This is a genomic window from Mesorhizobium sp. LMG 17147, assembly GCF_024297145.1.
In the GTDB taxonomy this organism is placed as follows: domain Bacteria; phylum Pseudomonadota; class Alphaproteobacteria; order Rhizobiales; family Rhizobiaceae; genus Mesorhizobium.
This window is the reverse complement of record NZ_JANCTC010000023.1, coordinates 40,738-64,270: the sequence shown is the minus strand read 5'-3', so window position 1 is coordinate 64,270 and position 23,533 is coordinate 40,738. Positions and strand designations below refer to the sequence as shown.

At 59.1% G+C, this 23,533-nt stretch carries 20 protein-coding genes and 3 pseudogenes; 5 read left to right on the top strand and 18 right to left on the bottom strand.

Features of this window, described 5'->3' with window-relative positions; all coding sequences use genetic code 11:
* Positions 1–867: 867 nt before the first annotated feature.
* Both NMG46_RS26235 and NMG46_RS26230 read right to left on the bottom strand, forming a co-directional pair.
* On the bottom strand, positions 868–1,584 hold the full coding sequence (locus tag NMG46_RS26235) for a radical SAM/SPASM domain-containing protein (RefSeq protein WP_240992583.1): 717 nt from the start codon (positions 1,582–1,584) through the stop codon (positions 868–870).
* 351 nt (positions 1,585–1,935) lie between these two features.
* Positions 1,936–2,039 (bottom strand): annotated as a pseudogene (locus tag NMG46_RS26230) (aminocyclopropane-1-carboxylate deaminase/D-cysteine desulfhydrase family protein); the annotation flags it as partial.
* Between the two features lie 305 nt (positions 2,040–2,344).
* Here NMG46_RS26230 and NMG46_RS26225 point away from each other — a divergent pair.
* A pseudogene (locus tag NMG46_RS26225) lies at positions 2,345–2,539 on the top strand (transposase); the annotation flags it as partial.
* A 17-nt stretch (positions 2,540–2,556) separates the two neighbouring features.
* Here NMG46_RS26225 and NMG46_RS26220 read toward each other — a convergent pair.
* Together NMG46_RS26220 and NMG46_RS26215 are read right to left on the bottom strand one after the other, a co-directional pair.
* Positions 2,557–3,300: a LuxR family transcriptional regulator gene (locus NMG46_RS26220; protein WP_128167331.1), complete on the bottom strand. Its 744-nt coding sequence runs from the start codon at positions 3,298–3,300 to the stop codon at positions 2,557–2,559.
* Between the two features lie 380 nt (positions 3,301–3,680).
* The gene (locus NMG46_RS26215) at positions 3,681–3,932 is read right to left on the bottom strand and encodes a hypothetical protein (protein ID WP_128167329.1); all 252 of its coding nucleotides are present in this window, start codon (positions 3,930–3,932) and stop codon (positions 3,681–3,683) included.
* A gap of 46 nt (positions 3,933–3,978) precedes the next feature.
* Here NMG46_RS26215 and NMG46_RS26210 point away from each other — a divergent pair, with 46 nt between their 5' ends.
* Positions 3,979–5,757 carry an ABC transporter ATP-binding protein gene (locus tag NMG46_RS26210; RefSeq protein ID WP_126057661.1) on the top strand — a complete coding sequence of 593 codons (1,779 nt, stop codon included), beginning with the start codon at positions 3,979–3,981 and terminating at the stop codon, positions 5,755–5,757.
* A gap of 472 nt (positions 5,758–6,229) precedes the next feature.
* A pseudogene (locus NMG46_RS30055) lies at positions 6,230–6,428 on the top strand (7-cyano-7-deazaguanine synthase); the annotation flags it as partial.
* A gap of 55 nt (positions 6,429–6,483) precedes the next feature.
* On the opposite strand, the gene NMG46_RS26205 reads toward NMG46_RS30055, so the two are convergent.
* From NMG46_RS26205 to NMG46_RS26175, 7 genes are all read right to left on the bottom strand, one after another.
* A complete protein-coding gene (locus NMG46_RS26205) occupies positions 6,484–7,497 on the bottom strand; it encodes a 1-aminocyclopropane-1-carboxylate deaminase (protein WP_128204860.1) in 1,014 nt (337 codons plus the stop codon).
* 273 nt (positions 7,498–7,770) lie between these two features.
* On the bottom strand, positions 7,771–8,148 hold the full coding sequence (locus NMG46_RS26200) for an exopolysaccharide production repressor protein (RefSeq protein WP_126057659.1): 378 nt from the start codon (positions 8,146–8,148) through the stop codon (positions 7,771–7,773).
* A gap of 27 nt (positions 8,149–8,175) precedes the next feature.
* The gene (gene fdxB / locus NMG46_RS26195; protein WP_254820259.1) at positions 8,176–8,493 is read right to left on the bottom strand and encodes a ferredoxin III, nif-specific; all 318 of its coding nucleotides are present in this window, start codon (positions 8,491–8,493) and stop codon (positions 8,176–8,178) included.
* The gene (locus NMG46_RS26190; RefSeq protein ID WP_128167322.1) at positions 8,490–8,693 is read right to left on the bottom strand and encodes a CCE_0567 family metalloprotein; all 204 of its coding nucleotides are present in this window, start codon (positions 8,691–8,693) and stop codon (positions 8,490–8,492) included. The genes fdxB and NMG46_RS26190 overlap by 4 nt, the downstream gene beginning before the upstream one ends.
* 46 nt (positions 8,694–8,739) lie before the next feature.
* Complete coding sequence (locus NMG46_RS26185; RefSeq protein ID WP_245493164.1) at positions 8,740–9,183, bottom strand: DUF269 domain-containing protein; 444 nt, start codon at positions 9,181–9,183, stop codon at positions 8,740–8,742.
* Between the two features lie 330 nt (positions 9,184–9,513).
* Positions 9,514–10,671, bottom strand: a complete 1,158-nt coding sequence (locus NMG46_RS26180) for a TlpA disulfide reductase family protein (protein WP_254820258.1) — start codon at positions 10,669–10,671, stop codon at positions 9,514–9,516.
* Positions 10,672–11,120: 449 nt separating this feature from the next.
* Positions 11,121–11,315, bottom strand: coding sequence for a hypothetical protein (locus NMG46_RS26175; protein ID WP_254820257.1), 195 nt, complete (start codon positions 11,313–11,315; stop codon positions 11,121–11,123).
* Positions 11,316–12,265: 950 nt separating this feature from the next.
* Here NMG46_RS26175 and NMG46_RS26170 point away from each other — a divergent pair.
* Both NMG46_RS26170 and pyrE read left to right on the top strand, forming a co-directional pair.
* Entirely contained in the window at positions 12,266–13,051 is a 786-nt protein-coding gene (locus NMG46_RS26170) for an acetoacetate decarboxylase (RefSeq protein WP_029356505.1), read from the top strand.
* Positions 13,052–14,078: 1,027 nt separating this feature from the next.
* Positions 14,079–14,675: an orotate phosphoribosyltransferase gene (gene pyrE / locus NMG46_RS26165; protein ID WP_029356507.1), complete on the top strand. Its 597-nt coding sequence runs from the start codon at positions 14,079–14,081 to the stop codon at positions 14,673–14,675.
* 1,109 nt (positions 14,676–15,784) lie between these two features.
* Here pyrE and NMG46_RS26160 read toward each other — a convergent pair.
* From NMG46_RS26160 to nifE, 7 genes are all read right to left on the bottom strand, one after another.
* Positions 15,785–17,083, bottom strand: a complete 1,299-nt coding sequence (locus NMG46_RS26160) for a lysine N(6)-hydroxylase/L-ornithine N(5)-oxygenase family protein (RefSeq protein WP_254820256.1) — start codon at positions 17,081–17,083, stop codon at positions 15,785–15,787.
* Between the two features lie 842 nt (positions 17,084–17,925).
* The gene (locus NMG46_RS26155; RefSeq protein WP_127399748.1) at positions 17,926–18,798 is read right to left on the bottom strand and encodes a universal stress protein; all 873 of its coding nucleotides are present in this window, start codon (positions 18,796–18,798) and stop codon (positions 17,926–17,928) included.
* A 97-nt stretch (positions 18,799–18,895) separates the two neighbouring features.
* Positions 18,896–19,600, bottom strand: a complete 705-nt coding sequence (locus tag NMG46_RS26150; RefSeq protein ID WP_236378829.1) for a response regulator transcription factor — start codon at positions 19,598–19,600, stop codon at positions 18,896–18,898.
* Between the two features lie 107 nt (positions 19,601–19,707).
* The gene (locus NMG46_RS26145) at positions 19,708–20,187 is read right to left on the bottom strand and encodes a NifX-associated nitrogen fixation protein (protein WP_254820255.1); all 480 of its coding nucleotides are present in this window, start codon (positions 20,185–20,187) and stop codon (positions 19,708–19,710) included.
* 14 nt (positions 20,188–20,201) lie between these two features.
* The gene (nifX, locus tag NMG46_RS26140; protein ID WP_095517136.1) at positions 20,202–20,699 is read right to left on the bottom strand and encodes a nitrogen fixation protein NifX; all 498 of its coding nucleotides are present in this window, start codon (positions 20,697–20,699) and stop codon (positions 20,202–20,204) included.
* Positions 20,665–22,047 carry a nitrogenase iron-molybdenum cofactor biosynthesis protein NifN gene (gene nifN, locus NMG46_RS26135; protein ID WP_127239619.1) on the bottom strand — a complete coding sequence of 461 codons (1,383 nt, stop codon included), beginning with the start codon at positions 22,045–22,047 and terminating at the stop codon, positions 20,665–20,667. Before nifN ends, nifX begins: the two co-directional genes overlap by 35 nt.
* Before the next feature lie 8 nt (positions 22,048–22,055).
* Positions 22,056–23,531, bottom strand: coding sequence for a nitrogenase iron-molybdenum cofactor biosynthesis protein NifE (gene nifE, locus NMG46_RS26130; RefSeq protein ID WP_029356524.1), 1,476 nt, complete (start codon positions 23,529–23,531; stop codon positions 22,056–22,058).
* Positions 23,532–23,533 lie beyond the last annotated feature (2 nt).

Below are 23,533 nucleotides of genomic sequence, written 5' to 3'. Positions count from 1 at the left end.
TGCAACAGGATGGTTTCTAAAGCTTCCGCGAAAGCACCGCTACTATGGCATCAGGTAGTTGACGTACCCACCCATCGCTACCCATAGCGCCTCCGGACAATGAATGGGTCCAAGGACGATTAGCAGGGTCGCGTCGCCAGAGGTTGTGTAGCTCGGCGGTAGCGAAGCCGCTCGCGAGCGCGCTCCTCAATAGCGCCGTAGCGAGCGAGCGGCTTTGCGGCGGCCATCAATATTCGCCGTTCAACCTCGGGCTGCGGACACCAACCTGATTCAAGAAACTATTTGATGACCGATGACAGAGCGAAAGCCGCGCTCTCTTGGAGAAGACTGCGGATTCCGATCTCTTGCGCGAGATGATTGGCCCGAGCCGCCGGGTCAAGAGGGCGGGCCGCCGTGGGCGCCCTTGACGGAAAGCCCGTTTGTAGGCCAGGCGGAAGCAACCGAGAGACGCGCTGGCGAAGGGCCGAATCGGTTTCGAGAACGTCCACTACCGCGACGGCAACCATCCCCGGCCGCAGCTGGGGCTGCTGCCTTCAGGCGAGTCGAAAAGGAGATAGTCTGGGAGGGTAAAGGCGTTGACGAGGTGGGCCGTGAGTAAGCAATCAAGCGCTGATCGGGATCGACAACGCTGTTTCCGTCCGACCGAGGTTGACCTGTGATCGGCGTTACCTCAAGGCAGGCAGGCCGACAAGCTCGGTTGGAAGCCGAAGACCACTTTCGATGAACTCGTCTCGGAATGGTCGAGGCCCACTGCCGCGCCTACGGGATCATGCTCGCGTAACGTGAAAACACGATCGCGTCGCCGGCAGGTGCATGTGCCGTGGGGCCATCCGGATTGCCAGGTACGCCCTCTCGGCCGGCATCCGCTCAGGTCCGGTCGTTTGGGTCGGCGAATTCACACATTCTGCAAAGCAGAAAACCATCCGCTCCATTCATGCGGTCGACGATTTCGCGAAAAACTGGCTTTTCAAACAGAGCGGAGTAACCCTCATATAGAAGGTTGCCCAATACGTGACGCCGTTCAAAATCCATGGAGCACAGGGTAACGTCGCTGTTTGGAAGAAGAACATTCCGATACTGCCGTTCGTCCACGCAGGTTAGGGCTCCGACCACTGGCTGGCGTGGTGCAACGATCTTAGGGTCGACGCTTCCACCCCTACTGCTCATGGGCCGCGCTTTTATCAGTGCTTCGGTAGGAATAATGTCGGCTATATCTGGGTGGGGCTCGCCCAAAGCCACGAACCGGATCAAGGGGATATCCGCGTCGACGAGTTGACGAACCAGATCGCGATACTTGTCTCCGACCAGGCGGCTGTTCATGTAGGTGCCATCATCGAAAACATGAACCACGAATACGCCCAAGCGCAAGGCTTGCAATCGTTGCAGGTCCTGCCCGTTCATTCCCACCAGCGTCGTAAAAATCCTGATGCCATGGCCTTTGGCGAAGGCGTGCTCCACCATTTCGGTGCAGTCCGGATTGAGCCAAGGTTCGGAGTATCCCGCAAAACCAATGTCGACGGAAGCCGGTACGCGGGCTAGACACCGCTTGAAATCTTCAAGACCCAGATGACTCGCATGAGACACTTTTCTTTGCCGGACCGCGAACTTGTCCTGGGGACAATATGAACATCCTACGACACATCCCGTGGTCGTCGTTATCTCCAAAACCCTGCCGGCTGTGTTTGCTAAGCGAAGTTCCGGCAAAATCACTGGTGACGACTCCCATCTACTTACGTCGAAGCGCCACGATGGTGTGCCTTTGGCTTTCTGGCACCGCCTGCTGATCTACTGAGGCAACGCGGCCATCTACCCTTTTGGCAGCCTAAGCCGCCCGGTTCGCCGATTTGCCGGGCCGACTCCTCACAAACTTCGAGCGCGTCGGACCAGAGACAGCATTGCATCTTTCGAGGCATCACTCGCTCCGGAGATGTAGCCTCAACCGGTGATCGCTGGCCCATCGCCGAGATGCGCGCACAGCACCCTCGAACCCGCCGGAAAGAAGCTTTCTGGATGAGGTCGATCACCCCTTTCATCGAGCGAGTTCCGTGTTCTCATGCGGGTCAACCCTCACCCTATATTGCCGCACCTCGACCAGCAAAGGCCGTGCCAGTGCGCCTGGCGCGCAGTTACTGCGTGATGGGCTTCGAAAAGCCCGACAGGCCCAAGACGCTCCGCTGTTTTGAACCCGACATGTTTTCTGACGGCTGTCAGATTTGGACACACATCACTCATGCGTCAGTCGCTTAAGACGGAATGGCGTGCTGAGTTCTGCAAATTCGCTGAGAGTGGGCGGTCATGACAGGGTGGTGTTCAACGTCACCGATTCCCTGGAAGGAACGCCGCCATGATCAAGACAGAAAGTAAGACCGCCAGCGCTGCCGTCAAAGACATTCTGCTTTGGAACCCGGATAGATTGAACGAGGTGATCCGCGCGGTCATGCAGGAGGTGCTCGAGGCCGAGATGGACGATGCGCTGGATGCTTCGAAGAGCGAGCGCACGCCGGAGCGTCTCGGCTATCACTCGCGCTACTACGGGCGGAGAACTAGCTGCGCAACCTACTGCCGTTCGATAATCCCAAGTTCCAAAGCTTTTACAACAGCTACCGTTCTGCTGGTCGCATCCAACTTCCGCATTACATTTTTTAAATGGAAATCTATCGTATTTCGTGATCTGCCTAAAATAGTTCCTATTTCCCATGACGATTTTCCTTTCGACACCCAATAAATGCACTCTATTTCTCTCGCAGAGAGCTTATAAATTTGCTCCGGTTCAGTCGGAGTGCCGAGCTTCAAAACCCTCAGATGAAACCGTAGCGCGGCCATTTGCAGGTAGGTGATCGCTCTATTTTGCAATTCGCAGTCCGAGGATTGAGCAAAACTCATAAACCTAAAGCTGTCAGCAGGGCCATGTAATGGGACGGTAACGCCTGACCTCAAGCCGAATGTTGCTGCTTCGTCCAGGACGCGGCGTCCATCTTCAGTTATGCTTTCATCGGTATACACCTCGCTCCATCGAAAGGCCCCTGCCTCCTTTCGACCTTTCTTGATGAGTGGGTCTATTTTGGCATAGCCCATTCTTGAGTAGCGCTCCTGCCATTCAGCAGGATAATTCCACATCACCACAGAATCCTGTCGGTTCGGCTTGAAAACCCTCTGTTTTGATGCGAGCGGGCCATAGGCAATCCACGGGCAATCGAACTTCAGCGCAAACGCGGACAACAGTTCGAACAACTGTTCGGATTGCGCGATATCATCAGTCATGTCGAGGAATAGACCTAACTCGATCCGCGGGAGTTCCACGATCTCTCCTTCAGTTGCGTCCTCAGGTGCGCAGCTCCAGCCCAGCATCGCAACATGCGTAGTATGGGAATCGACAGCCGGAGTTTCTTCCGCCACCTAAAGACGTACGATCAAGAGTCGTGCCACCTTGCGAGCGGAGCTTTCTTCAGGTTGTAAACCGACTGGAGCGAGGTACCCAGGAGGCGAACCGAACAGCACTGTGTCGGGGAGCGCACAATCCGACAGTCGAGCATTCGATTGACGGAATATGGGCAGGAAAGTATTCGCGGCGCGTTTTTGAAATCAGCACCTAAGCGCCGGGCACGTGAGAAAGCTGCGTTGCAACTGTACTTATTTGATCGAGGCAACGTGATGCACCAGGTGATGATCGCCAAACACGCTTAAAGCATAAAGAAGAACAATTTTACATCGATAGCATCGGCCTTTCTTTTGCAATCTCCCTCGAGTTTGGGATAGCCGTAGCAATCGTATTCGACTGGATCCCAGCTGACTTTCTCCAGGCTCGGTAACCTGCCGGTGCGGCTGGTCCCGCTCAGTTGGCACGACTTTTGAAGCCCACCGTTGCGAGGCGGCAGGAGCTGCCCGCCAAACTGATCCTGTGTGGGGGAGGTCGAAAATTCCAGCTTTGTCATTTAACTTCTTTGGGACCGAGCGTGTTGATGCGCCAGCTTGGAAACCATGAAACGCTTCCCCGTCCATGGGCGCGATGCCACTTGTCGCGACGTCTTTACTTTTACTGTCCACCTCTGGAACCGGCAGCCGGCCCGGCTCGCGATCATCATGAGCGCGATGCTCGCCTCCACGCTGGCTGACGTGCTGGTGCCGCTCTATTCAGGCCGTCTCATCGACGCTGTTTTCCGAGGCGACACTGTCCTTGCAGCCTTCTCTGTACCGTTTGCACTAGCACTCGGTGCCATTGCCATTCGCCACGTCGCCTTGATTGGCCTGAACGACTTGGTGCTGAAGATGATGTCCGATGTCGCGAACGAAGCGTTCTATCACCTCCAGCGCTTTTCGACAGACTGGCATGCGAACAGCTTCGCCGGCTCGACAGTGCGCAAGATAACACGCGGCATGGGGGCGCTTGAGCTCCTAAACAGCACTATATTAATCGCGCTGCTCCCGTCCTTTATCATTTTGGTAGGTTCGACGGCGCTGCTCGGCTGGCACTGGCCGGTCATGGGCCTGATCTTTGCGTGCGGCGCTATCATCTACCTTGCATTTGCGATTTCGCTGTCGCTCAGCTATGTCGCGCCGGCGGCGAGCCTTGCTAACGGGTGGGACACAAGGCTCGGCGGAGCGCTTGCGGATGCGGTCAGCTGCAACGCTGTGGTCAAGGGCTTCGGCGCCGAGGGCCGCGAAGACGAGCGCCTAGCAAAGATCGTTACCAAATGGCGGCACCGCACGCGCCGGGCTTGGATGCGCGGAACGACAATTAGTTCAACCCAAGGTGTCACTTTGGTGGCTCTCAGGATGGCGGTGGTCGGGTATGCCCTTTTACTGTCGTCGGATGGACGTGCAACGCCTGGCGAGATCGCATATGTTCTCACGTCCCTCGTCGTCCTCCAGGGCTATCTGCGTGATACCGGCGTGCACGTCCGCAACGTGCAGCGCTCGGTTAATGAAATAGAAGAACTGGTCGCCATCCACAATCAGCAGCTGGATGTTGCCGACCATTCAGCGGCCAAGCCGATCCGGATCACAAAGGGGCGCATTGTTTTCGAGAACGTCCATTTCCGCTACAGCAACCATCTCCTGCCGCTTTACAGCGAATGTTCGCTGTCGATTGAAGCTGGCGAGAGGGTCGGGCTGGTTGGTCCCTCCGGTTCCGGCAAGACAACACTCGTGAAGCTCATCCAGAGACTCTACGACCTGAGTGGCGGCCGGATCCTGATTGACGGCCAGGACGTCTCCGAGGTGACCCAAGAATCGCTTCGTTCGCAGATTGCAATAGTGCAGCAGGAGCCTATCCTGTTTCACAGGTCGCTAGCCGAGAACATCGCTTATGGCCGGCCTGGTGCTAGCCAGGCCGAGATCGAGCAAGCGGCACGAATGGCCAGTGCACACGAATTCATCGCGCCCCTGCCGAAGGGCTATCGGACCTTGGTCGGCGAAAGGGGTTTAAAGCTCTCAGGCGGCGAACGCCAGCGGGTGGCGATCGCGCGCGCCTTCCTGGCGAACGCGCCGATCCTCATCCTGGACGAGGCGACGTCAAGCCTCGATTCGGAATCCGAGGTGCTCATTCAAGAAGCGATGGATCGGCTGATGGTTGGTCGGACCACGCTTGTCATCGCACACCGGCTGTCGACGGTCCGCGCGCTCGATCGTCTGCTCGTCTTCGACCGCGGCCGCATTGTCGAGGACGGCGATCATGCGGCGCTGGTCGGTATCGATGGTGGCATTTACCGCCGCCTATATGAACGGCAGGCATTGGAACTAGCGAAAGGCCTTGCCTGATCGCCAACCGGGTTGCGCGATGCGCCGAGCCGTTGCCGGAGAGGCGTGTGGCAGTGAGGCCTTACCGACGAGCGGGGGGCGTTACGGCCGGCAAAACCACCACGGCCGGAACGTCCGCCGAGCGGGCGGGCGGGAATGCACCACGTCTAAGCTTCGGCGAATGCGCGCAGTTACACGCCGGCACCGAATTGTCGCGCCTCACGGCGAACGCACCAAAAGGGCGGCAATGTCGGCGGTCATTTGGGTCCGGGAAGTGTGCGGCCCTCGCCGTTACCCACATTTCGCCAAAGAAAGCGAAGTCAACGCACATTGAAGAGGGCGGTGCTTCCCGGCCGGCTGGGAGCCCTGTCGCTGGCCCAACCTGCCGCACGCCAGCACGTCAACGCATCAAACTCCCTTCGGTTCGCAAAGGCGTCCCTCGCAGACCCGGAAGCGCAGGAGCTCCGACCGCAGTCTTCGCTCAACTCTCGCCATTTGCTCCGGGGGATTGGATTCCGTTCCCTTGCTACCAGAGTGGCAGCTGAGCACGAACTCGCCGGCCTCGTGTCTTTCGATTACGGCCAACGCCCTAGGACGAGATTGGATTCGCCGGCCCTCTGCGGAGCGAATGAACAGTTCTACAGATCATCGACGTCCGCGAAATTGACCTCGGCCTTTCCGGCCCAGCGCTGAACGGTGTTATGCACGTCCGGTACGGCAGGACGGGGAATCGTAGTCTGCGGAATGTCAGCCGTTGCGAAACGTGTAGCCGTACCCGTTGATCGCCGGCGCGCCGCCTAGATGTGCGTAGAGGACCCTCGATCCCTCTGGAAAGAAGCCCCTCTGGACGAGGTCGATCATCCCTTGCATCGATTTGCCCTCGTAAACGGGATCGGTAATCATGCCCTCGAGCCGCGCGCACAGACGGATTGCCTCTTTGGTTTCCTCCGATGGAACGCCATAACCCGGGTACGCGTAGTCCTTGAGCAACACCACGTCTGCCTCGACAATTTCCGTTCCGAGGTGGACGAGCTTCGCTGTATTTTGGGCGATGCCAAGCACCTGCGCCTTGGTCTTGGCGGGCATGGCGGAGGCATCGATACCAATCACGTTGCGCTGTCGACCGTCCTTGGCGAACCCGACGAGCATGCCGCCGTGGGTTGAACCAGTCACCGTACAGACGACGATATAGTCGAAGGCAAACCCAAGCTGCTTTTCCTGGGCGCGCACCTCCTCAGCGAACCCCACATAGCCCAGGCCGCCGTATTTGTGGACAGAGGCGCCGGCCGGTATCGCATAGGGCCTGCCGCCCCTTGCCTTGACCTCATAAAGTGCCTTTTCCCAGCTGCGGCGGATGCCGATGTCAAAGCCCTCGTCAACCAGGCGCACCTCTGCCCCCATGATGCGGCTCAAGAGGATATTGCCGACCCGGTCGTAGACGGCATCATCATGCGGGACCCAGCTCTCCTGGACCAGGAGGCATTTCATGCCGATCTTGGCGGCGACCGCAGCGACCATGCGCGTATGGTTGGACTGCACGCCACCGATTGTGACGAGCGTATCGGCATCTGACGCGATCGCGTCGGGCACAATGTATTCGAGCTTGCGCAGCTTGTTTCCGCCGAACGCGAGACCGGAGTTGCAGTCCTCGCGTTTGGCGTAGATTTCCACCTTGTCGCCCAGATGCTTGCCGAGGCGGTCGAGCCTCTCGATCGGCGTGGGCCCAAAGGTGAGCGGATAACGTTCGAATTTTTCCAGCATGCTTTCTCCAGCAAAAAAGTACCTGAACCGGCTACGCACCGGTCAGCCCAAGGGTATGTGTGATCAAAGCCACCCGTCTTTCGAAGCGGGTGAAGAAGACGTTCATCGTTATTACAGCACCGAGTTTGTCATTGCGACAAGCAGACCGCATCCGGCGTGCTGCGATGACTCTTATGTGCCTAATCGACCAACCACCCGCATCTCCCGGCCTAAGGACAAACCGAATGTGGTCGCGTCTTAGCCGAACACAGATTCCCTATACGATCAGCTCAGTCATGAGAGCGTGACCAAAATTGGTGTGGGGCTGAGCACTGATCCTGTCATCCGCGCATCAAAACAGCAGCGCATGCTGGGCATTCGACCAAGCCGGGACACAGCTGAAATTTCATTCCGCAGCTGATCAGAGTCAGACGACTGGTACCAAGCTTTCCTGGAACCATCGACATGCTGGCGGCTGAGGCGAGTTCCACGAGCGCGGCTAGACTGCCAGATCAGAAAGAGCACGCTGCCGAAATAGCAGGCCTGAAGCAGCAGCGAACAGGCCAGCGTCGTGACGACTGCCAGACGGAGCGAATCCAAAGCGACGTAAACAATCAAAGCATTGCTGCACAGGACCAGCCCCAGGAGCCGACAAAAGGATGTGAAGTGCAACGCCGTTCTCCTGGTTTTTCGGCCTGATCATGCTGCGAGCTCGTCGGCCGCAACATGGGTCTGGCAGTTCTTGGGGCAGACGCGGGCGCAGGCTCCGCAGCCGATGCAGCGGCCGGCATTGGCGACAACCATGATCATGCGATTGAGCTCGCCGTCGAAATCGTCGTCCTCGTCATCGCAGGGGCCGAGGATTTCACCCGCGTCATCGACGCCGTGAAGATGCATCACATCACGCGAGCAGACCTTGAAACAACGGCCGCAGCCGATGCAGGTCTTGCTATCGATGAAGGTCAGGTACAACGGCATCCAAATGGAGCCGTCACGGGTGGTGAATGTGCGCATCATCCTAAATTCTTCATTGAAGCGAGTTCTCTCTTGGCAACATCCAACTCGGCATAAACGGCGTGGGTTTTCTCGGCGACTTCCTGTATGTCGGCCCACTTTTTCGGCAGACCCTCGACAAGGTCCTGCAATGCCATCTTGGCAATAGCTGCACGCAACTGGAGCTTTCGGACTTTCTTCCTCATCTTATCTAGGTCTGACATAGATCCTTCCTGGAACAATGGTTTTCTTGATGCGCGCCATCTCGGGCTAGGCTTCAATGGCTGCAGTCGCATCGTCGACCAGTTTCGTACCGGCCTCAGCCAGTTTGCGGAAAGTCTCGAAGCCGAACCGGTGGACGTCTCGATAGAACGACCAACCGCCGGAAGCCCCCAGGGGTTTCATTCCAATTATTGGCGACGTCGACACGCCGGAGCGCTCCTCAATCGCAAGCGCCACGGCGGTGTAAAACATGTCGAGCCTCCACAGCGCGTCCGAATCAGGATGGCCGATGAGAGGGGTCGCACATTGCTGTTCCTTGGTGATGATGAATTCGGCCAGCAGCTCGGCGTCCGAATTGCCTTCCCATAAGCCGAAGGAATCCTGAGTACGGATCAGCCGCAGAAGGCATTTGACGAACGGGCGAGCAAGGGCTTCTTCGTCCTTGTTGACAGCAGGGCCAACCGGTGCATGAGGCATTTCGTTGTTCCTCATTTCAGTCTTCGTCTTCGAGGGACGATTTCCTTTTCCTGCGATGCCCACTCCGGGCCCACTTTCGTGGCCGACGAATGGCTTGGGCGGCCCAACCCCACCCAAGAGTGCCCCGTGGCCGACCTCGACATGTCCACGAGTGCGAGACCTACGGCGCGAATTCGCGGCGCACATCGTCTGCGCCGCGATCCGACCGGTGGTCAACGCAATTGAAATCCACCCTGCCGCAAGCCGCCCGCCCTTGCTGCATCGACATACTTGCTGCGAAGCGAGCCTCGATGGGCGGATTGGCCAGTGTTCAATTCCAATTGTCATCCCCTTCGCGATCTTTGCTCAGGAAGTGACTGCGTTTTGAGTTTCGAAAGCCTCATTTTGCGGAGCCACACAGATATCTGCATGACAGGCGGGCTCACCCGTGTAGTTGGCCAGGGCTTGGAGCAACGGGGTGAGGTAGTGCTGTTTGGTGTGGTCCGGCATTGGCTCCGGGTGGTCCAGCGATTTGATTGCCACCTCGATCAACTCGACCGCGCGATCCTTGTTGCCGCTCTCGTAATAATACTGAGCGACCGGGATGTACCAAAGGAATTTAAGGGGCCCGTCGCCTTGCGGAGGATTAAGTTCCAGGATCTGTTCTGAGAGCTCATTGCCCATCGCAAAGCGATCATCATGCGGAAGATGGGAGTTATCGATCGTGGGATCGAAGAGTTGGTTCAGCGCCATGACCATCCAAGACACCGCTTCGAACTTTTTGTCGATCGCGTCCTCGACCAATTGGCGCATAAGCGGCAAGCCGGTTTTGATGTCGCGCAGCTTGTGAAGCAGAAGATCCGCATGAATCTCCCGAAAATGAAAAGAGTCTGGCATCACGGCGAGGCCTTCTTCGATGGCCAATAGTGCCGCTGTCCAATCCTCGTCCTGCATCGCCGGCCTAAGTTTGGCGTATATCGGCCGGGTCAGCGACCTTTCGCGCGCTATACTTTGGTTACGCGCGATTCGCTTTGCATCGGCGGCTTTCGCTTCGTAGCTGCTGCGCCAGCTGCCGTTAAGGACTTTCGGCAAAACGTCATCGAGTTCCGCCGGGTGGCCGATAAAAGCGATGTGGCCGTCGCGGTCGACCACGAACGAGGTGGGAATCCCGATCGAAGAGCTGGGATCCATCCAGAGCTTGTTCATTTCGCCAGTGTAATCGAACGCGATACGATAATTCAGATTCGAGAACTTCTCGGTCAGCCAGGCATCCACCTTAGTACGTGCCTCGTCCGCGGTTGCAGCCCGTTCGCCAGCTGCGACTCCGATAATCTCAAATCCGCTGTCTGCATGTTTCTCCTGCAGTTCAACCAAATGCGGCATGGCCGTCACACATGGTCCGCACCAAGTCGCCCAAAATTCAACGAGGTAGACCTTGCCGGGCTTAAAGTTCGTGATGGGCTCGCCACGCAGCCAGTTCTCCACTTTGATCGGAGGAGCCGGGGACCCCATACGCAGTTCCATGATGTTCTTATCCAAAGCTACCCACACCTTTCGTGGCTTTTATGCGTAGTTGGTTTCTCTGTCAGAATCGCAACACACGGATCAGGAAGCCATCGCTCGTCTTGCGCGTTTGCATGCGATTCAGCCCTCTCACAGTGTTGCCGCCCATCAAGCAGCAATGGGCGTGCCAACCCCTCTCAGCTCCGGTAAGCGGCGGGGAATGCTTTGAAAATTCTCCACGAGCCCAAACACGGCCGATAGTCGTGAACCTGACATGTCTTCTGCCGCTGTCGGGTTTCGCCCTCTTGAGCCAGCCGCTTTAGGACAGGTGAGAGCTTGGATGGCTCGCCTGTCATTAGACTGGCCGGCGTCCTCGAGCAGTGGCACTTTGGCGCCGGGTCGAAAGTGCGGGGCGGCTTGGTCCTCGTGCCGCCACCGCCGCGTGTGGATCCTTGCCTCGTGGACATAAATCACCACGCGGCTGCCAAGTCGGCGGCATTGGGCTCAATCAGCGCGGCGTTGAGTCCCGACAGCACGTAATGCTGCACCAATGTATCGGATGCCCTTCGATGCCTCCACTTCTGCAGCCAGGCGTCGAGCGACGCTACCTGCCCACGTTCGAGCGCGACTGCAGTAATCTGCGCCGCAGGATAGCCAGCCGCCATTAGAAGGTACTTGGGTCGGATAGGCATTCTGCCAGCAAATGAGGTCCGCTGTATTTCCTCGCGATGGATCACAGGCGTTGTCGGGTGATCGGGCACTATGCAAGGCGCGTCACGCTGACTAGCGCCTCGAACCACACCGGTAAAGACGGCGAGGGTAACAGGACGGATATCGCAAGATCCCTTGAAATGGCTCGTTCCCCCGGCGGAGCGCGTCCAGCTCACCTTGCGGGCGTACCAGCGCCGAATGGGTACGCACGACGTCAACCTGCCTTTGGGCCCAGAGCCTCCTTGCCCTAGCCGCATGGCCGCGGCTGGTCGAGAATTTCTGGTCGTCGAGCAGGTAGAACTCTTTCACATGATGGCGAATGCGCGGCCTCCAGTGGGAGAACACCTCGGCATAAAGAGCGCTACTTCCCGGGCCGACGGTGGTGAAGCATAGCGCCCCGGTCGGAGCTATTTGCCTGAGGGGCGGAGGTCCTCTTGCGCAAAAGAACGAGACGTCCTCCCAATCCGCAAGCGGTCCCGTTCGGCGCTATCCGATGTCCGACAACGTCGGATACGTAACGTAGCTGAGCAAGATCTATCGCTTTGCCTCGACGATTTCTCATTTGGCATGGCGCGTGCGCGTTGATCCGCAAACCCCGCCATGAGGCGAAATCGGAGCTGGCCGCCACTCCACTTCCTCCTACCACGAGAGCAGACGGGAAGCAGCGCCTTCAAATGAGGAACAAAATCACTTTACCTCGAATCTTGCCTCTCGACCACAACCGGACCCATGGAACCGCGTCCGCGACCATACAATGAGTGCGCCCCGAGGCAATTGCCCAGCGCAAAATGGCTACGCGCGATCACGCCATGCATCCAGGCTAACGAAGGCACCTCGGAGAGCCTCGCCGCCATCATCGAGACCTATCTAAGCCCACTTGAGCCAGCACAAAGGAATTTCAAACATGCACCAAGATACCGTCCGTGGGAGAGCTTTCGCCATGCCCCTGACCAGCCCGGCCTACCCACCCGGCCCATATCGCTTCAGCAACCGGGAGTATCTGATCATCACATATCGCACCGATCCGCAAAAACTGCGCGACCTTGTGCCGGAGCCGCTTCAGGTGTGCGAGCCTCTGGTCAAATTCGAGTTCATTCGCATGCCGGACTCGACGGGCTTCGGCGACTACACGGAAAGCGGACAGGTCATCCCTGTCTCCTTCTGCGGCCGCATGGGGAGCTACACCCACTGCATGTTTCTCGACGACCATCCGCCGACAGCGGGCGGACGCGAGTTGTGGGGCTTTCCCAAGAAGCTCGCCAGCCCAACGCTCCGAACAGAGACGGACACGCTTGTTGGCACGCTGGACTACGGCCCGGTCCGCGTCGCGACGGGTACGATGGGCTACAAGCACCGGGCCGCGGACCTTGCGAGCGTTAAGGCCTCGCTCGCCGACCCGAACTTCCTCCTCAAAATCATCCCGCATGTCGACGGCACGCCGCGCATCTGCGAACTCGTGGAATACCACCTGGAGGACATCGATCTGAGAGGCGCCTGGACCGGCCCGGCAGCCCTGAACCTCTGGTCGCATGCGCTTGCCCCCGTCGCCGAACTGCCGGTGCTGGAAGTAGTCTCGGCCGTACACCTCGTCGCCGATCTCACGCTCGCGCTCGGGAAGGTCGTCCACGACTATCTCGCGGAAGCCGAGCCTCGCCATCGGAAAGGAAGAAACCATGAACTTTCACAATGATATTTTATTGAACCAGCGCGACGGGGAGCCGGTGGCCGGCTTATCGACAAGGTGGCGGTGATCGCCGAAGCCGCGAGCGGGGTCGGCAACGAAAGCGCGGTTCGCCCGCGAGGGAGCAAGAGTGGTCCGCGGATCTTGATCACAGCGAAGTCCAACAACGGCGTCCGGGATCGATCGATTGACGAAAAATGGTTGCCAGGGTGAGAGGCAGGTGGAACGCGGCTGATGCAGGCAATCGAAACCTTCGGGCGCCTCGATGTCCTGTCAGCAACGCCGGCGTCCAGAACGTAGCGCCGCTTGTCGAGTTCTGCCACAAGGCGCTTCCCGCCCGTGATAGGCTCCATCTCACGGGTGTCGGCGAACTCAATGTCACCAAAATCAGTGTAAGGCTCGGCCTGCTGTTCGGCGTCTGCCTCAGAGGCAGACGCTCGCCCCTGTCGCCGATATCGCCGTAAAGACTCGGCCGGCAGGGGAGGTGGACTACGACCTACCTTGAACTTTGCTTTTTACCGTCGTCAGATGAAGCGAGCCGAAATGTTGCGCCGCGGTGCTGATGACAAAAATTCTCGGCGGCTCGAACTTTACCTCTCGCGCCTCTACGAGGAGGTTGCACTAAAAGCGCGGCCTTGCCCACTCGTCATCACAAGAGCGACACGGGCCGACATGGCGGCCGAAACGCTCACCTCATGCGCAACCTGGTTAAGAAGCTGGCGCAAACGGGGCCGAGCGAGGCGGAACTCGAGCGGACGAGGATGAAACGCCCAAATCCTCAAAGAGACGGCCCGCATCGAGAAAAGCCGTGCCTGCCGAGATCGGGCAAGGGCGGGTAGCCAACGCTACCCAGCCGTAGGGAAACCCGTGATCACGCTTTAGGCACCCAATAACGATAATGGAAAAATCTGCGCGAAACGGTCGCACCGGTATTGACATTAATTGACACACCCCGCGAACACTTGCATAAGCCACATAGCGGTAGTGACTAGGTGCATGCCGCACCCAATTTTTTCCCTAGGGCGAGGTCAGATCTATGGCGGCACTGGCAAAATTCAGACCAGTTGATTCCAGCCAACACGACAAGGACGAACTCCGCGAAATCGTCCGTGAGCGCTCTTTTCGATCCGGACGCTACACGCTCTCGTCGGGCATAGAGAGCGACATCTATTTCAATATGAAGCCTACCATGATGATGGCGCGAGGCGCGCAACTTGCCGCTCTTGAGTTCCTAAAAATCGCTGAGCAAGTGAAAGCAGAGTACGTCGGCGGCCTTGAAATGGGAGCGGTCCCCGTAATCGGATCGATGGCAGCTGTCAGCTCGGCGATGAACAAACCCATAAACACGATCTTCGTTCGCAAGACTCCAAAGCCTCATGGCACAAGGGACGTGATTGAAGGTCTTGGGCCCAAAGAAGATCTCGAGGGAAAAGTCGTCCTGATCGTTGACGACGTTGCCACAAGCGGCAAGTCGATATTGAAGGCGATTGAAGAGGTTCGCCGCGCCGGGGGCATTGTAGGTGACGCTGCTTGCCTCGTGGACCGCGACGAGGGAGCTACGGCGCTGCTAGCCCAACATGGGGTCACGCTGCATTCCGTTCTGCATGCGAGCGAATTTGTGGAACGCCACTGACAATCTCATACAACGGCTTTCCGGCGACCTAGCCTTAGAGGACATTCCGCCGCTTTGCAGCGAGTGCAGGCGCCTCGCGAGTAAGAGCGACTGCCCTTGCCCATCCTCACTGCTTTTGGTGCAACATATGCTGGCTGCCGTTCACCAGCCGCTTGACGCCATTGACCACCTTTCTGAGCAAGGCGCCATCAGACTGAAGGCTTTTACCGATTATCTGGCGACGGTCGTTCGAATAGCTTCAGAGCGCGGAGACGCGGCACCCTGGATCGATCTAGCCAGCCGGTTTAGCGCCCTTTTCGGTCCCGACGAGGTTGCCCATTAATCTAGTGCTTATCGCTTTCCATGAACTAGCAGCCTCGGCGGCATCGCGTCATGGATCGCCAGCGGCATGCCGGCCCATGATGCGAGCGTAAAAGCGCCGAGCAGCCGGTGCTGAATCTCGGACGTGACGACGCCGATTGGCGCGATGCGCGTTGGCACGGGCCCTCGTGCCCAAGCATGATGCGTTCCCATTCCGCGGCATCATGCTCGCGATCCCGTCTGTGCCGTGCTCAAGCAAGCGAGCCCGAGCGAACCGCCCTGGGTAGCGGATTTAGACAATCGTTGGTGGAGTTGGCTGGCGAATTGGCGAGTTCGGCCTTTGGTTGGAAGACCGGCTTGCGGCGGGCCAACCAAACGGGATTGGCGACACTGGAGTATGCCTTCACTGGGGTCGCGTCCTTACGCTGTAACGCGGCGGTCAGCGAAGCCGCGCGAGCGCCCCCTCGATAGCGCTGAGCGGGCGAGCGGCTTCGGGGCGGGCGCAGGGGCTGGGTAGACCGGGCCGGACTCACCTAACTCACCGGGTCCAGCCACGACATGCATCGCCAAAGGCAAGGACCCTCCCCGCTGAGCGCGGGCTCAGCCATGGCCGCTGAGGCTACCGCACTCTTTCGAGTGAACGTAAGGACTTAACGAGCGTAGGGGAAACGTCCGCAGAATATACGATGTGCCTCAGGGCCCGAGTGCTTATTCGGTCAAGATGATCTGGGCTAAGGCTCCCGCGTTCGCCGCAACGAAGGCGTACATCATTCCCTGGATGCCACCGCCAATGAACAATAGTAGACCAGTTATATCCCGCTGCCCATTTCTTCGGCTACGAGGTCGGGCCGGCGCTCGATCAACGTACGGCTGATGAAGCCCAGATGCTCGGGATTGGTGCATGGCGGGCGCCCCAGAAGGCTGTCCAGGATGCGGCGCGCTCGCCAGGCCAGCAGGCCAAAGTTCGGATCAGCCAGCCCGCGCTGTCCAAGGCAGGCGTTCTGAACGAAAAGGCGTCTGTCTCGCGGTCCGTCCCAGTACACCGAAAAATCCTCGCCGGTGGCGAGCTCATTGCCGATCTGCTCGAGGCGATCTGCGATCGGTTCCAGGAAGTCCGGCAGCGCGTTCTCGTACCCCATGGCCAGGATGACGATGTCCGCGGTTACTTCTCCGATGTTATCCATGCCGCGCTGCAGCGTGAGCCTGTGCCCCGCCCCTGCGTTGATGCAGCGCGACACGTTGCAACTTGGCCGCAGTGTGATGTCGCATTGGTGTGGCTCGAGAAAGGCGTGGTGGTAGAGCGCCTGATAGACCGCGCGCAACGTGCTTTCTGAAATCCCGTCGGAGGCAAGCGCGAAACGCCGCAGGAACAGCTGGCGATGCACCTCGCTCATGGCCGCAAAACGATCCGAAAAGCAAGGCGTGAACAGCTCGTTTGTGAACGGGTGGTCGTCGAAAGGCATCTCGCGCGTCAAGACCCAAGTGATCGCCGCGGGCCGCCGTTCTTTCGGCCGGCCGACAAGGTGCAGCAGCAGCTCGGCTCCCGACTGTCCGCCGCCAACAACGCAGACATGCTTTTTTTGCACCTCAGGATTGATGTGGGCCAACTCAGATGAGTGGAACAGGTTGGGTCCAGTCCAGCCATGAAACTGAGGCGGAATTTGCGCCTGCTTGCCTATGTCGATGACGAGGTTTCTCGCATCAAGGACCGCGTTGTCCGTCCGCACGCGAAACTCGCCGTCAAAGCGGATTTCGCGAACGGCCTCGCCGCCACGGACAAGCGGATTCTTCTGGAACGCCCAGTTGAGATATTGAGCGAACTCGGCTCTGAGCACCCCGTGAAATTGCGCATTGAGGAAATGGTAAAGACGCCCGTTCTCGTGGAGGTAGTTTACGAATGTGTAGGCTGATCGCGGATTGACCAGAGTAACCAGATCCTGGAAGTGGCCGACCTGGAGCTCCGCGCAATCGAAAGCGCTGCCTGGATGTCCGCGGAAATCAACCTGCCGATCCAGGAACAGTGCCCCTTGCGCAATCTCTTCCTGTATCTGACACGCAAGGCTCAAATTAGACGGCCCAGCACCGATACCAATGCAAAAGAGGTCCACTTATCCTTGCTCCTCTAGGAGTGTTTTCCAACTCAGCGGCATGTGCGCGGCGACCGCCAGGCATTGAGCATTGCGAACCTCACAGGCATCCTTGAGCCGCGGTCCCGACTGAGAGGAAGGCAAAAGGCCTGCGCGGCCTTCCAGATCTTGGGCTCAATGGGCGACATCGACAGCGGGCACCGCATCATCCGAACCCAAGAGCGGAAGGAAAGCGTGTGATGCTGTCGCGCAGCTCTCCGGATTTTACGGCGGCTCCTAGCGGCTGCCTCCACCCCAGGATTGGCTGTTTCCCGGTTACGACGGAAGCGGCTCTTTCTTCGAGGGGCGTAACCATGGATAACGGCTCGTAATGCGTTCGTAGACTCCCATGCATGCAGCGTGCCGGATAAAGAAAACGTCAAACCAACGAGTTCGCGTAATTCCAGCTCGTCTGGAACCCGACATTGTCGCACGCCCGACGATCGGGCAGAGGAAGCTCCGCGGCAGCGGCCCTTGCACACCGCAGGCCTGACAGGGGGCAGCCGCCGATTTGACCCGCGTCCGGGTACTGATCAGGGGCCAACAGGGTTCGCGCCCCGAGGTGGGGGTCCCCTGGTACACCCGCCCTGTGGCTTGGCTGCGGTCTGCTGCAGCCGTTCGTCTTTACTGCCCGTTACAGACGATCTCGCACGAGTTGGATGCACGAGAGCGTCCTGAAGCAGTCGAGGCGTCCGGTTTGGCTCTGAAAAGCGTCGCAAGATGTTCGCGGATCCAGCCATGTCTCCGCAATCCGACCGGTAACCGACGACGACTTCGGACTGGTTGGCGGTCCTACGACCTGATCGGTGTTGCTACGGAACTGATCAGCGAGCCAAAAACAGCGGCAATGTGGTCTTCTCAAAGCTCCAGCTCGGCGGACCGCCGAAAATCCGCTCACGCAGCCCACGGCTGCCATAAGCACCCATGACTATCATGTCGGCGCAGGTGTCGGCCGCGTGCTGCGTCAGCACTGTGGCCGCCGATTTACCGGCGCTCTTAAGCAGGTCAACCGAGACCCGAGCACCGTGCCGAGTAAGATAGGCAGCGATGTCTGCTCCAGACTGCGCACCTTTCCCGTTGTTTTGCGCCTTCGGATCGACCATAGCGACACAAACTTCCTCAGCAGCGGATAGGAGACTAAGAGCTTCCCGAACCGCACGCGAGGCCTCTACGCGCGAATCCCAGCCGACCAGCACGCGTCGAGGCGACAGGGTCGCCTTAGCGCCCTTCGGCACGATGAGCACCGGCTTTCCGCTATCGAACAAGCAGCCGTTGACAACAGGAGGTCCGAGAGTCTCATCGTTGAGGAGGTCCGCTCCAACGATCGTCAGGTCAGCGCAGAGCGCCCGCTGTCGCGCCACTTCACCGAGGCTAGCCGGATCGCAATAGTCGGTGTCAACGTCACAGGAAAGCGACATAGCTTTCAGCCGTTTGAGGATATCCGCGGACCGTCTTTCCATTCTGGTCACGTCCTGTGAAAATTTCTCGATTTGCTGAAATCGATAATTCGGTACTGCAATTGCCTGTGCACGTCCCGTACCCCACTCGAGGGGCGGAGACGACATCAAGAGCAATGGAGGCGGTATAATCAGTACGGATAGGTGCGCGCCGACCTCGGCACACAGTCCGGCAGCTGTTGTGAGGTCCTCATCAGAATGATCAGCACCCGTCACACAGAATATGCTTTTAAATTCCATTTGCCTGCTTCTCCTGGTCTTCGTTAGGAGCGTCTCAAAGCGGCAACACCGCTCTCAGCGGAGGAAGAGAGAGCGGCACCACATTCGACCACCGATTTCAGTCGTCCGGCTTCTCGAGCGAGTAGCCGGCCGACCTGACGGTGCGAATGACGCTGCCGGGCAAGGCCGTTTTCAGCGCCCTTCTGATCCGGCTGATATGGACATCGACGGTGCGTTCACCGACATGAATGTTGGCCGGCCAAGCCGCCCCGATAAACTCGTCCCGGCTGAAGACCTTGCCGGGGGCCTCAATCATAAGCCGCAGCACGTTGAACTCGATCCGTCCGAGATGGATGTCGTGGCCATTACCGCGAACCCGACGGGCATCGAGCTTCATCTCCAGGCCTCCACAACAAATCCAACTGCCGTTTTCAACCCCGTTCGAACCACGCTTGGTCAGCCCGAGCCTCGCCCGCAGGCAGTCGAGCAGCTTGGCCGGAGCCACTGGCCGCACAAAGCTCTCAACGCCTGCCTTCAAGAGATCGAGGTGCTGGTGCTCGGCGCCAGGCGCGATCAGGGCGATAATGGGCAGGTCGGTGGTGCGCGGTTCCCGCTTGAGGTGGGCGCAAATTGCGGGCCCGTTTATGCTGGCTGGGTCGCAATCCAGCACCACGGCCTGAAGCTCCCGTTGGTCGGCCAAGGCCAGCGCAGCCTTCGCGCCGTCTGCCGTCTCACTGCTGAAACCGTCCACCTCCAGTATGTGACTGTAGAGCAGATAGAACTCGGCATCTTGCGAGCAGATCAGGACCAGCGGCTTCTTCATCAGCGATACCCCAGCAACCTGGTCGGCCTCGAGCCCCTGGATCGAGGGGGCTGGCCAACAAAGTTTCTCGGTTCCGTCATGATGGCCTTTCTCGAAAATCGCGCCCATCATGCCAGCGCCACGTGGGGAAAGGCTTCGATGACTGCAATCCCATCGTCGACCAGCTTCGTACCGGCCGTGGCGAGCTTCAGGAGCGTCTCGAAGCCAAACCGGTGGACATCGCGCAGCGTTTTGGACAAAACGACCAACCGTCCGGTCGTGAAAAGCACCCGACCAAAACCCTCATGGCTCACCTGGATCATCGGCGATGCCATAAGGCCGCAGCGCTCCTCGATCGCAAGCCCGATGGCGGCGTAGTACTTGTGGAGCCTCCACAGCACGTCCGGATCGGGATCTCCGATGATCGGGATCGCTCGGCGCTGTTCCTTGGTAATGATGAAGTCGCCCAGCAGCTCGGCGTCCGCTTTGCGTTCCCACGAGCCATAGGAATCCTGAGCACGGATCAGCCGCACGAGGCATTTGACGAACGGGGTGCAAAGAGCCGCCTCGTCTTCGGTGACAGCTGGGGGGATTGCGGGGTCAGACATTTGGCGTCCTCCTATCAGTCCTCGTCCTCGAAGGACGGTTTCGTTTCGGCAACGCCCGCTTGCGCCAGCACCTTGCGCAGCCAGGGCGGAGGACACGTCCTGAGCATCATCTGCGTGCGCAACAGCACCTCTCGGATGGATTGGGGCTCCGCCACTTTGATCGGGTGGATTTTTGCCGCGACAACCTTGGCTGCCGAAGGTCCGCCAATCGCCAGACAAAACAGCAGATGACAGCCTTTCAGCGCATCCACCTTGGGCGTGATGCGGTCATCGCCCTCGGCCCGATGCTCCCCGCTTTCATCCGAAACGTCATCGAAGGCCACGGCTTCGACGAGATTCCATTCCTCGCGCGTCACGTCGTAGACAGCAAAGCGCCTGGCCGACCCGAAATGGGCATTGAGGTTCTGCATGTCCTGAGTGGCGATCGCAACGCGCAATGCGCCCGCACGTCGTTCAGGCATCGGGGCGAAAACCTCATTACTGACCAGCGAGAGGCGGCGAACAGCGTTCATGTGATATTTCTCGATTACGGAGTGGATCAAGCGCCTCAGGAGTGGGCGCGTGTTGGTTGGCCTGGAAGATGTTGGCGACCTCGAAGATCAGGTCGCGGGTGCCCTGATAGAGAATTGCGAGCTTGTGCTGGCTGCCTAGTCGATCGAAGACCGGGAACCCGATGCGCATGAGCGGAATTCGGAGCCGCTCCGATGCTTGGCGCCCGTGCGAATGCGTGACAAGCAGGTCAGCACCGACGGCAAGACTTTCCAGATCGCCGAGATCGCCGATCTGAACCGAAACCGCCGGGACTTTCTCGAGAATTTTAGACCTGTCGGTCGTTGTGACGGCCGCGGCTATCTCGGAGCCGAGGCCAGCAAAGAAGGTTGCAAGTTGGAACAGCTGGTCTGGTTCGGCAGCGATGGCAATTTTCTTGCCGCCGAAATGGAAATGTCCGTCGAGCATCGCGTCCTGCAATTGCGCCCGGCGCCGGCGCACGCGGGCCGGTACCGCCGCGCCCGAAATCGAAGACAGCAGCGACACGAAGCGGTCCGTGTCCTGCAGCCCAGTCAGTGACTGGAACAACACGTAAGGCACGCCGGTCAACCCGAGCAGCGCTTTCGCCGGGCGGCGCATGTGCTCACCGATGGCGATGCATTGCATGGCCGTGCCCAACTCGCGAATGTCCTCGACGCTGGTGCCGCCGTATGTGGTCGCTACCCAGCGGTCAGGAACCGTACCGTCGAGCGAGCCTGAGATGTCGGGCAGAATAACCGGCTTGAGCCCAAAGCTTTCAACCATGTCCCGCATGTGCTCGACGTCGGCGACAGTGAGGTTGCATCCGGGCAGGATTGCGATCTTCTTCGGGTGCCGCGCCCGTTCGCCCGAGCGTGTAATCCCTTCGATCATTGCGGTGACTGCCCTGGCCCAGCCCTCTTCGATCGCGCCGTCAAAATCCGGCGTGTTGGCCAGCACGACCTCCGTACCCGCAAGCTCTTGCGTGTGCTTCAGCTTAATGTTGGCAATATCACCCGCGCAATCTTCGCCACGCGTCTCCACGAGCGCGGTCGTGCACACCCCGATCAGCTTTGGCTTCGTGCGGTTCTTGAGGTTGAGGATCGCCTCTTCCAGATGGTCGGCTGCGCCGAGGATGGTCGCCACCTCATCCATCGCCGTAGTCTGCAAGGGAATCGCTTCTTTGAAGTGCCGCACGAAGAGAACGAGCGCAAAGCTTGTGCATCCCTGGCTGCCGTGGAACAGCGGCATCGCACCGTCGACGCCAAGAAAGGCAAAGGCGGCACCCAGCGGCTGCGACGACTTCAGCGGGTTGACCGCAGCCGATTTGCTCTGGAGAAGGATGCGGGCCATCGGTCGCCTCAACACTCGTGTGCCGTCGCGCAGGCGAATTCATCAAACAGGTACGCGGTCTCGTTCCTCGTGCACGGCAATTCGCCTATCAGATCAGGCTGGCAATCCCACGGGGCCGGCTGGCGCACCTGAGACCAGATCGGATTGTGAATGGCGAGGTCGATCTGGCGTACGAGTTCCACCATGCCGTCATAGCCGGCATAAGGATGCTGGCGCTCCTGGTTGATATCGAGCCAGGGCGTCTTGGCCTTGAGCGCAATGAATTGCGTGCGACCGCCCGACAGCATGATATCGGCCCTGTGTTCAGAGAGCATGGCGTACAGCTCGCGCGCAGCCATGGATTCGAACATGTGCTTGTCGTGCTTGAGAACTTGTTTGATGCGCTCCTTGTCCTGCACCGTAGATTTCTTGACCGAGGTGCCGACGATCTCGATTCCGATCTCCATCAGCGCATGGACAACCGACCAGGACTTCACACCGCCTGTGTTGAGCAGCACGCGCTTGCCTTGGAGCCTTTGCCGGTAGGATTCGAGTTTCTTCCACGCGATCGCCTCCTGCTGCGCGATCAGCGTCTCTGTGCGCTCGAGGATCTCCGGATCGGCGCCCTTCCTCACCAGCAGCCTGACAAGGTTGCGAAGAGCTTGCGATGTGTCGGAGATGCCATAGAAGGAGCCCTCGAAGAACGGGATGTCCCAGCGCTCCTCCATCTTGCGGGCAAGACTGATCAGCGCGGTCGAGCACACCATCATTGCCGCCCGGGCGCGGTGCGCGGAAGCAATGTCGCGGTAACGCGCATCGCCGGGAATGCAGGCGCGCACCCGGATCCCGAGCCGATCGAGGAGCGGCTTTACAAGCCAGAATTCGCCCGAGAGGTTGAATTCGCCAAGGATGTTGATGTCGTAGGGCCCGGGGTCGTCGGGTTCGACCGTGCCGATGACATGATCGAGCAACGCCTCGGCGGCGAGCTTGTTGCCGAGGTTCTTGGAGCCTGCCAGGCCAGGCGCATTGATCGGCACCACGGCCAAACCGAACTTTTCCGTGGCGCGTTTGCACACGGCCTCGATGTCGTCACCGATCAGCGCCGTTACGCAAGTCGAGTAGACGAAGATCGCCGGCGGCGCGTATGTGTGCTTGATCTCGCGGATCGCCTTGAAGAGTTTCCGCTCGCCCTGCCCCATCACCAGGTCGAGTTCGGTGAGGTCGGTCGTGAAGCTTGTCCGCCACAAGGTCGGCCCTGACGAAACCGCACCACGGTTGTCCCAAGAATTGCCCTCGCAGGCAAGCGGCGCATGGACCAGATGCGCAACGTCGGTGATCGGCTGCAGGACGATCTTGGCTCCGTCAAAGGCGCAGCCGCCGGCTGCCGCCCCTGGTGTCAGCGACTTCGAGCAGCCCTCCTTGCGCGCCTTGGCATCTTTGCCACGGTTCTTATCGCAGGCGGGCTCATCGAAGGCGTCCTTGATTTTGGCGCTGAGGGAGGACATTG

Bases quoted from the DNA above. Each gene is read 5' to 3' on its own strand.
- nifX (WP_095517136.1), bottom strand. From the start codon at position 20,699: ATGAACGCTGTTCGCCGCCTCTCGCTGGTCAGTAATGAGGTTTTCGCC.
- NMG46_RS26215 (WP_128167329.1), bottom strand. From the start codon at position 3,932: ATGACAAAGCTGGAATTTTCGACCTCCCCCACACAGGATCAGTTTGGC.
- pyrE (WP_029356507.1), top strand. From the start codon at position 14,079: ATGGCGGCACTGGCAAAATTCAGACCAGTTGATTCCAGCCAACACGAC.
- NMG46_RS26180 (WP_254820258.1), bottom strand. From the start codon at position 10,671: ATGGAACTGCGTATGGGGTCCCCGGCTCCTCCGATCAAAGTGGAGAAC.
- nifE (WP_029356524.1), bottom strand. From the start codon at position 23,531: ATGTCCTCCCTCAGCGCCAAAATCAAGGACGCCTTCGATGAGCCCGCC.
- NMG46_RS26170 (WP_029356505.1), top strand. From the start codon at position 12,266: ATGCACCAAGATACCGTCCGTGGGAGAGCTTTCGCCATGCCCCTGACC.
- NMG46_RS26155 (WP_127399748.1), bottom strand. From the start codon at position 18,798: ATGGAATTTAAAAGCATATTCTGTGTGACGGGTGCTGATCATTCTGAT.
- NMG46_RS26190 (WP_128167322.1), bottom strand. From the start codon at position 8,693: ATGTCAGACCTAGATAAGATGAGGAAGAAAGTCCGAAAGCTCCAGTTG.
- fdxB (WP_254820259.1), bottom strand. From the start codon at position 8,493: ATGATGCGCACATTCACCACCCGTGACGGCTCCATTTGGATGCCGTTG.
- NMG46_RS26205 (WP_128204860.1), bottom strand. From the start codon at position 7,497: ATGCTGGAAAAATTCGAACGTTATCCGCTCACCTTTGGGCCCACGCCG.
- nifN (WP_127239619.1), bottom strand. From the start codon at position 22,047: ATGGCCCGCATCCTTCTCCAGAGCAAATCGGCTGCGGTCAACCCGCTG.
- NMG46_RS26150 (WP_236378829.1), bottom strand. From the start codon at position 19,600: ATGAAGAAGCCGCTGGTCCTGATCTGCTCGCAAGATGCCGAGTTCTAT.
- NMG46_RS26210 (WP_126057661.1), top strand. From the start codon at position 3,979: ATGAAACGCTTCCCCGTCCATGGGCGCGATGCCACTTGTCGCGACGTC.
- NMG46_RS26145 (WP_254820255.1), bottom strand. From the start codon at position 20,187: ATGTCTGACCCCGCAATCCCCCCAGCTGTCACCGAAGACGAGGCGGCT.
- NMG46_RS26185 (WP_245493164.1), bottom strand. From the start codon at position 9,183: ATGAGGAACAACGAAATGCCTCATGCACCGGTTGGCCCTGCTGTCAAC.
- NMG46_RS26175 (WP_254820257.1), bottom strand. From the start codon at position 11,315: ATGGCGGCTGGCTATCCTGCGGCGCAGATTACTGCAGTCGCGCTCGAA.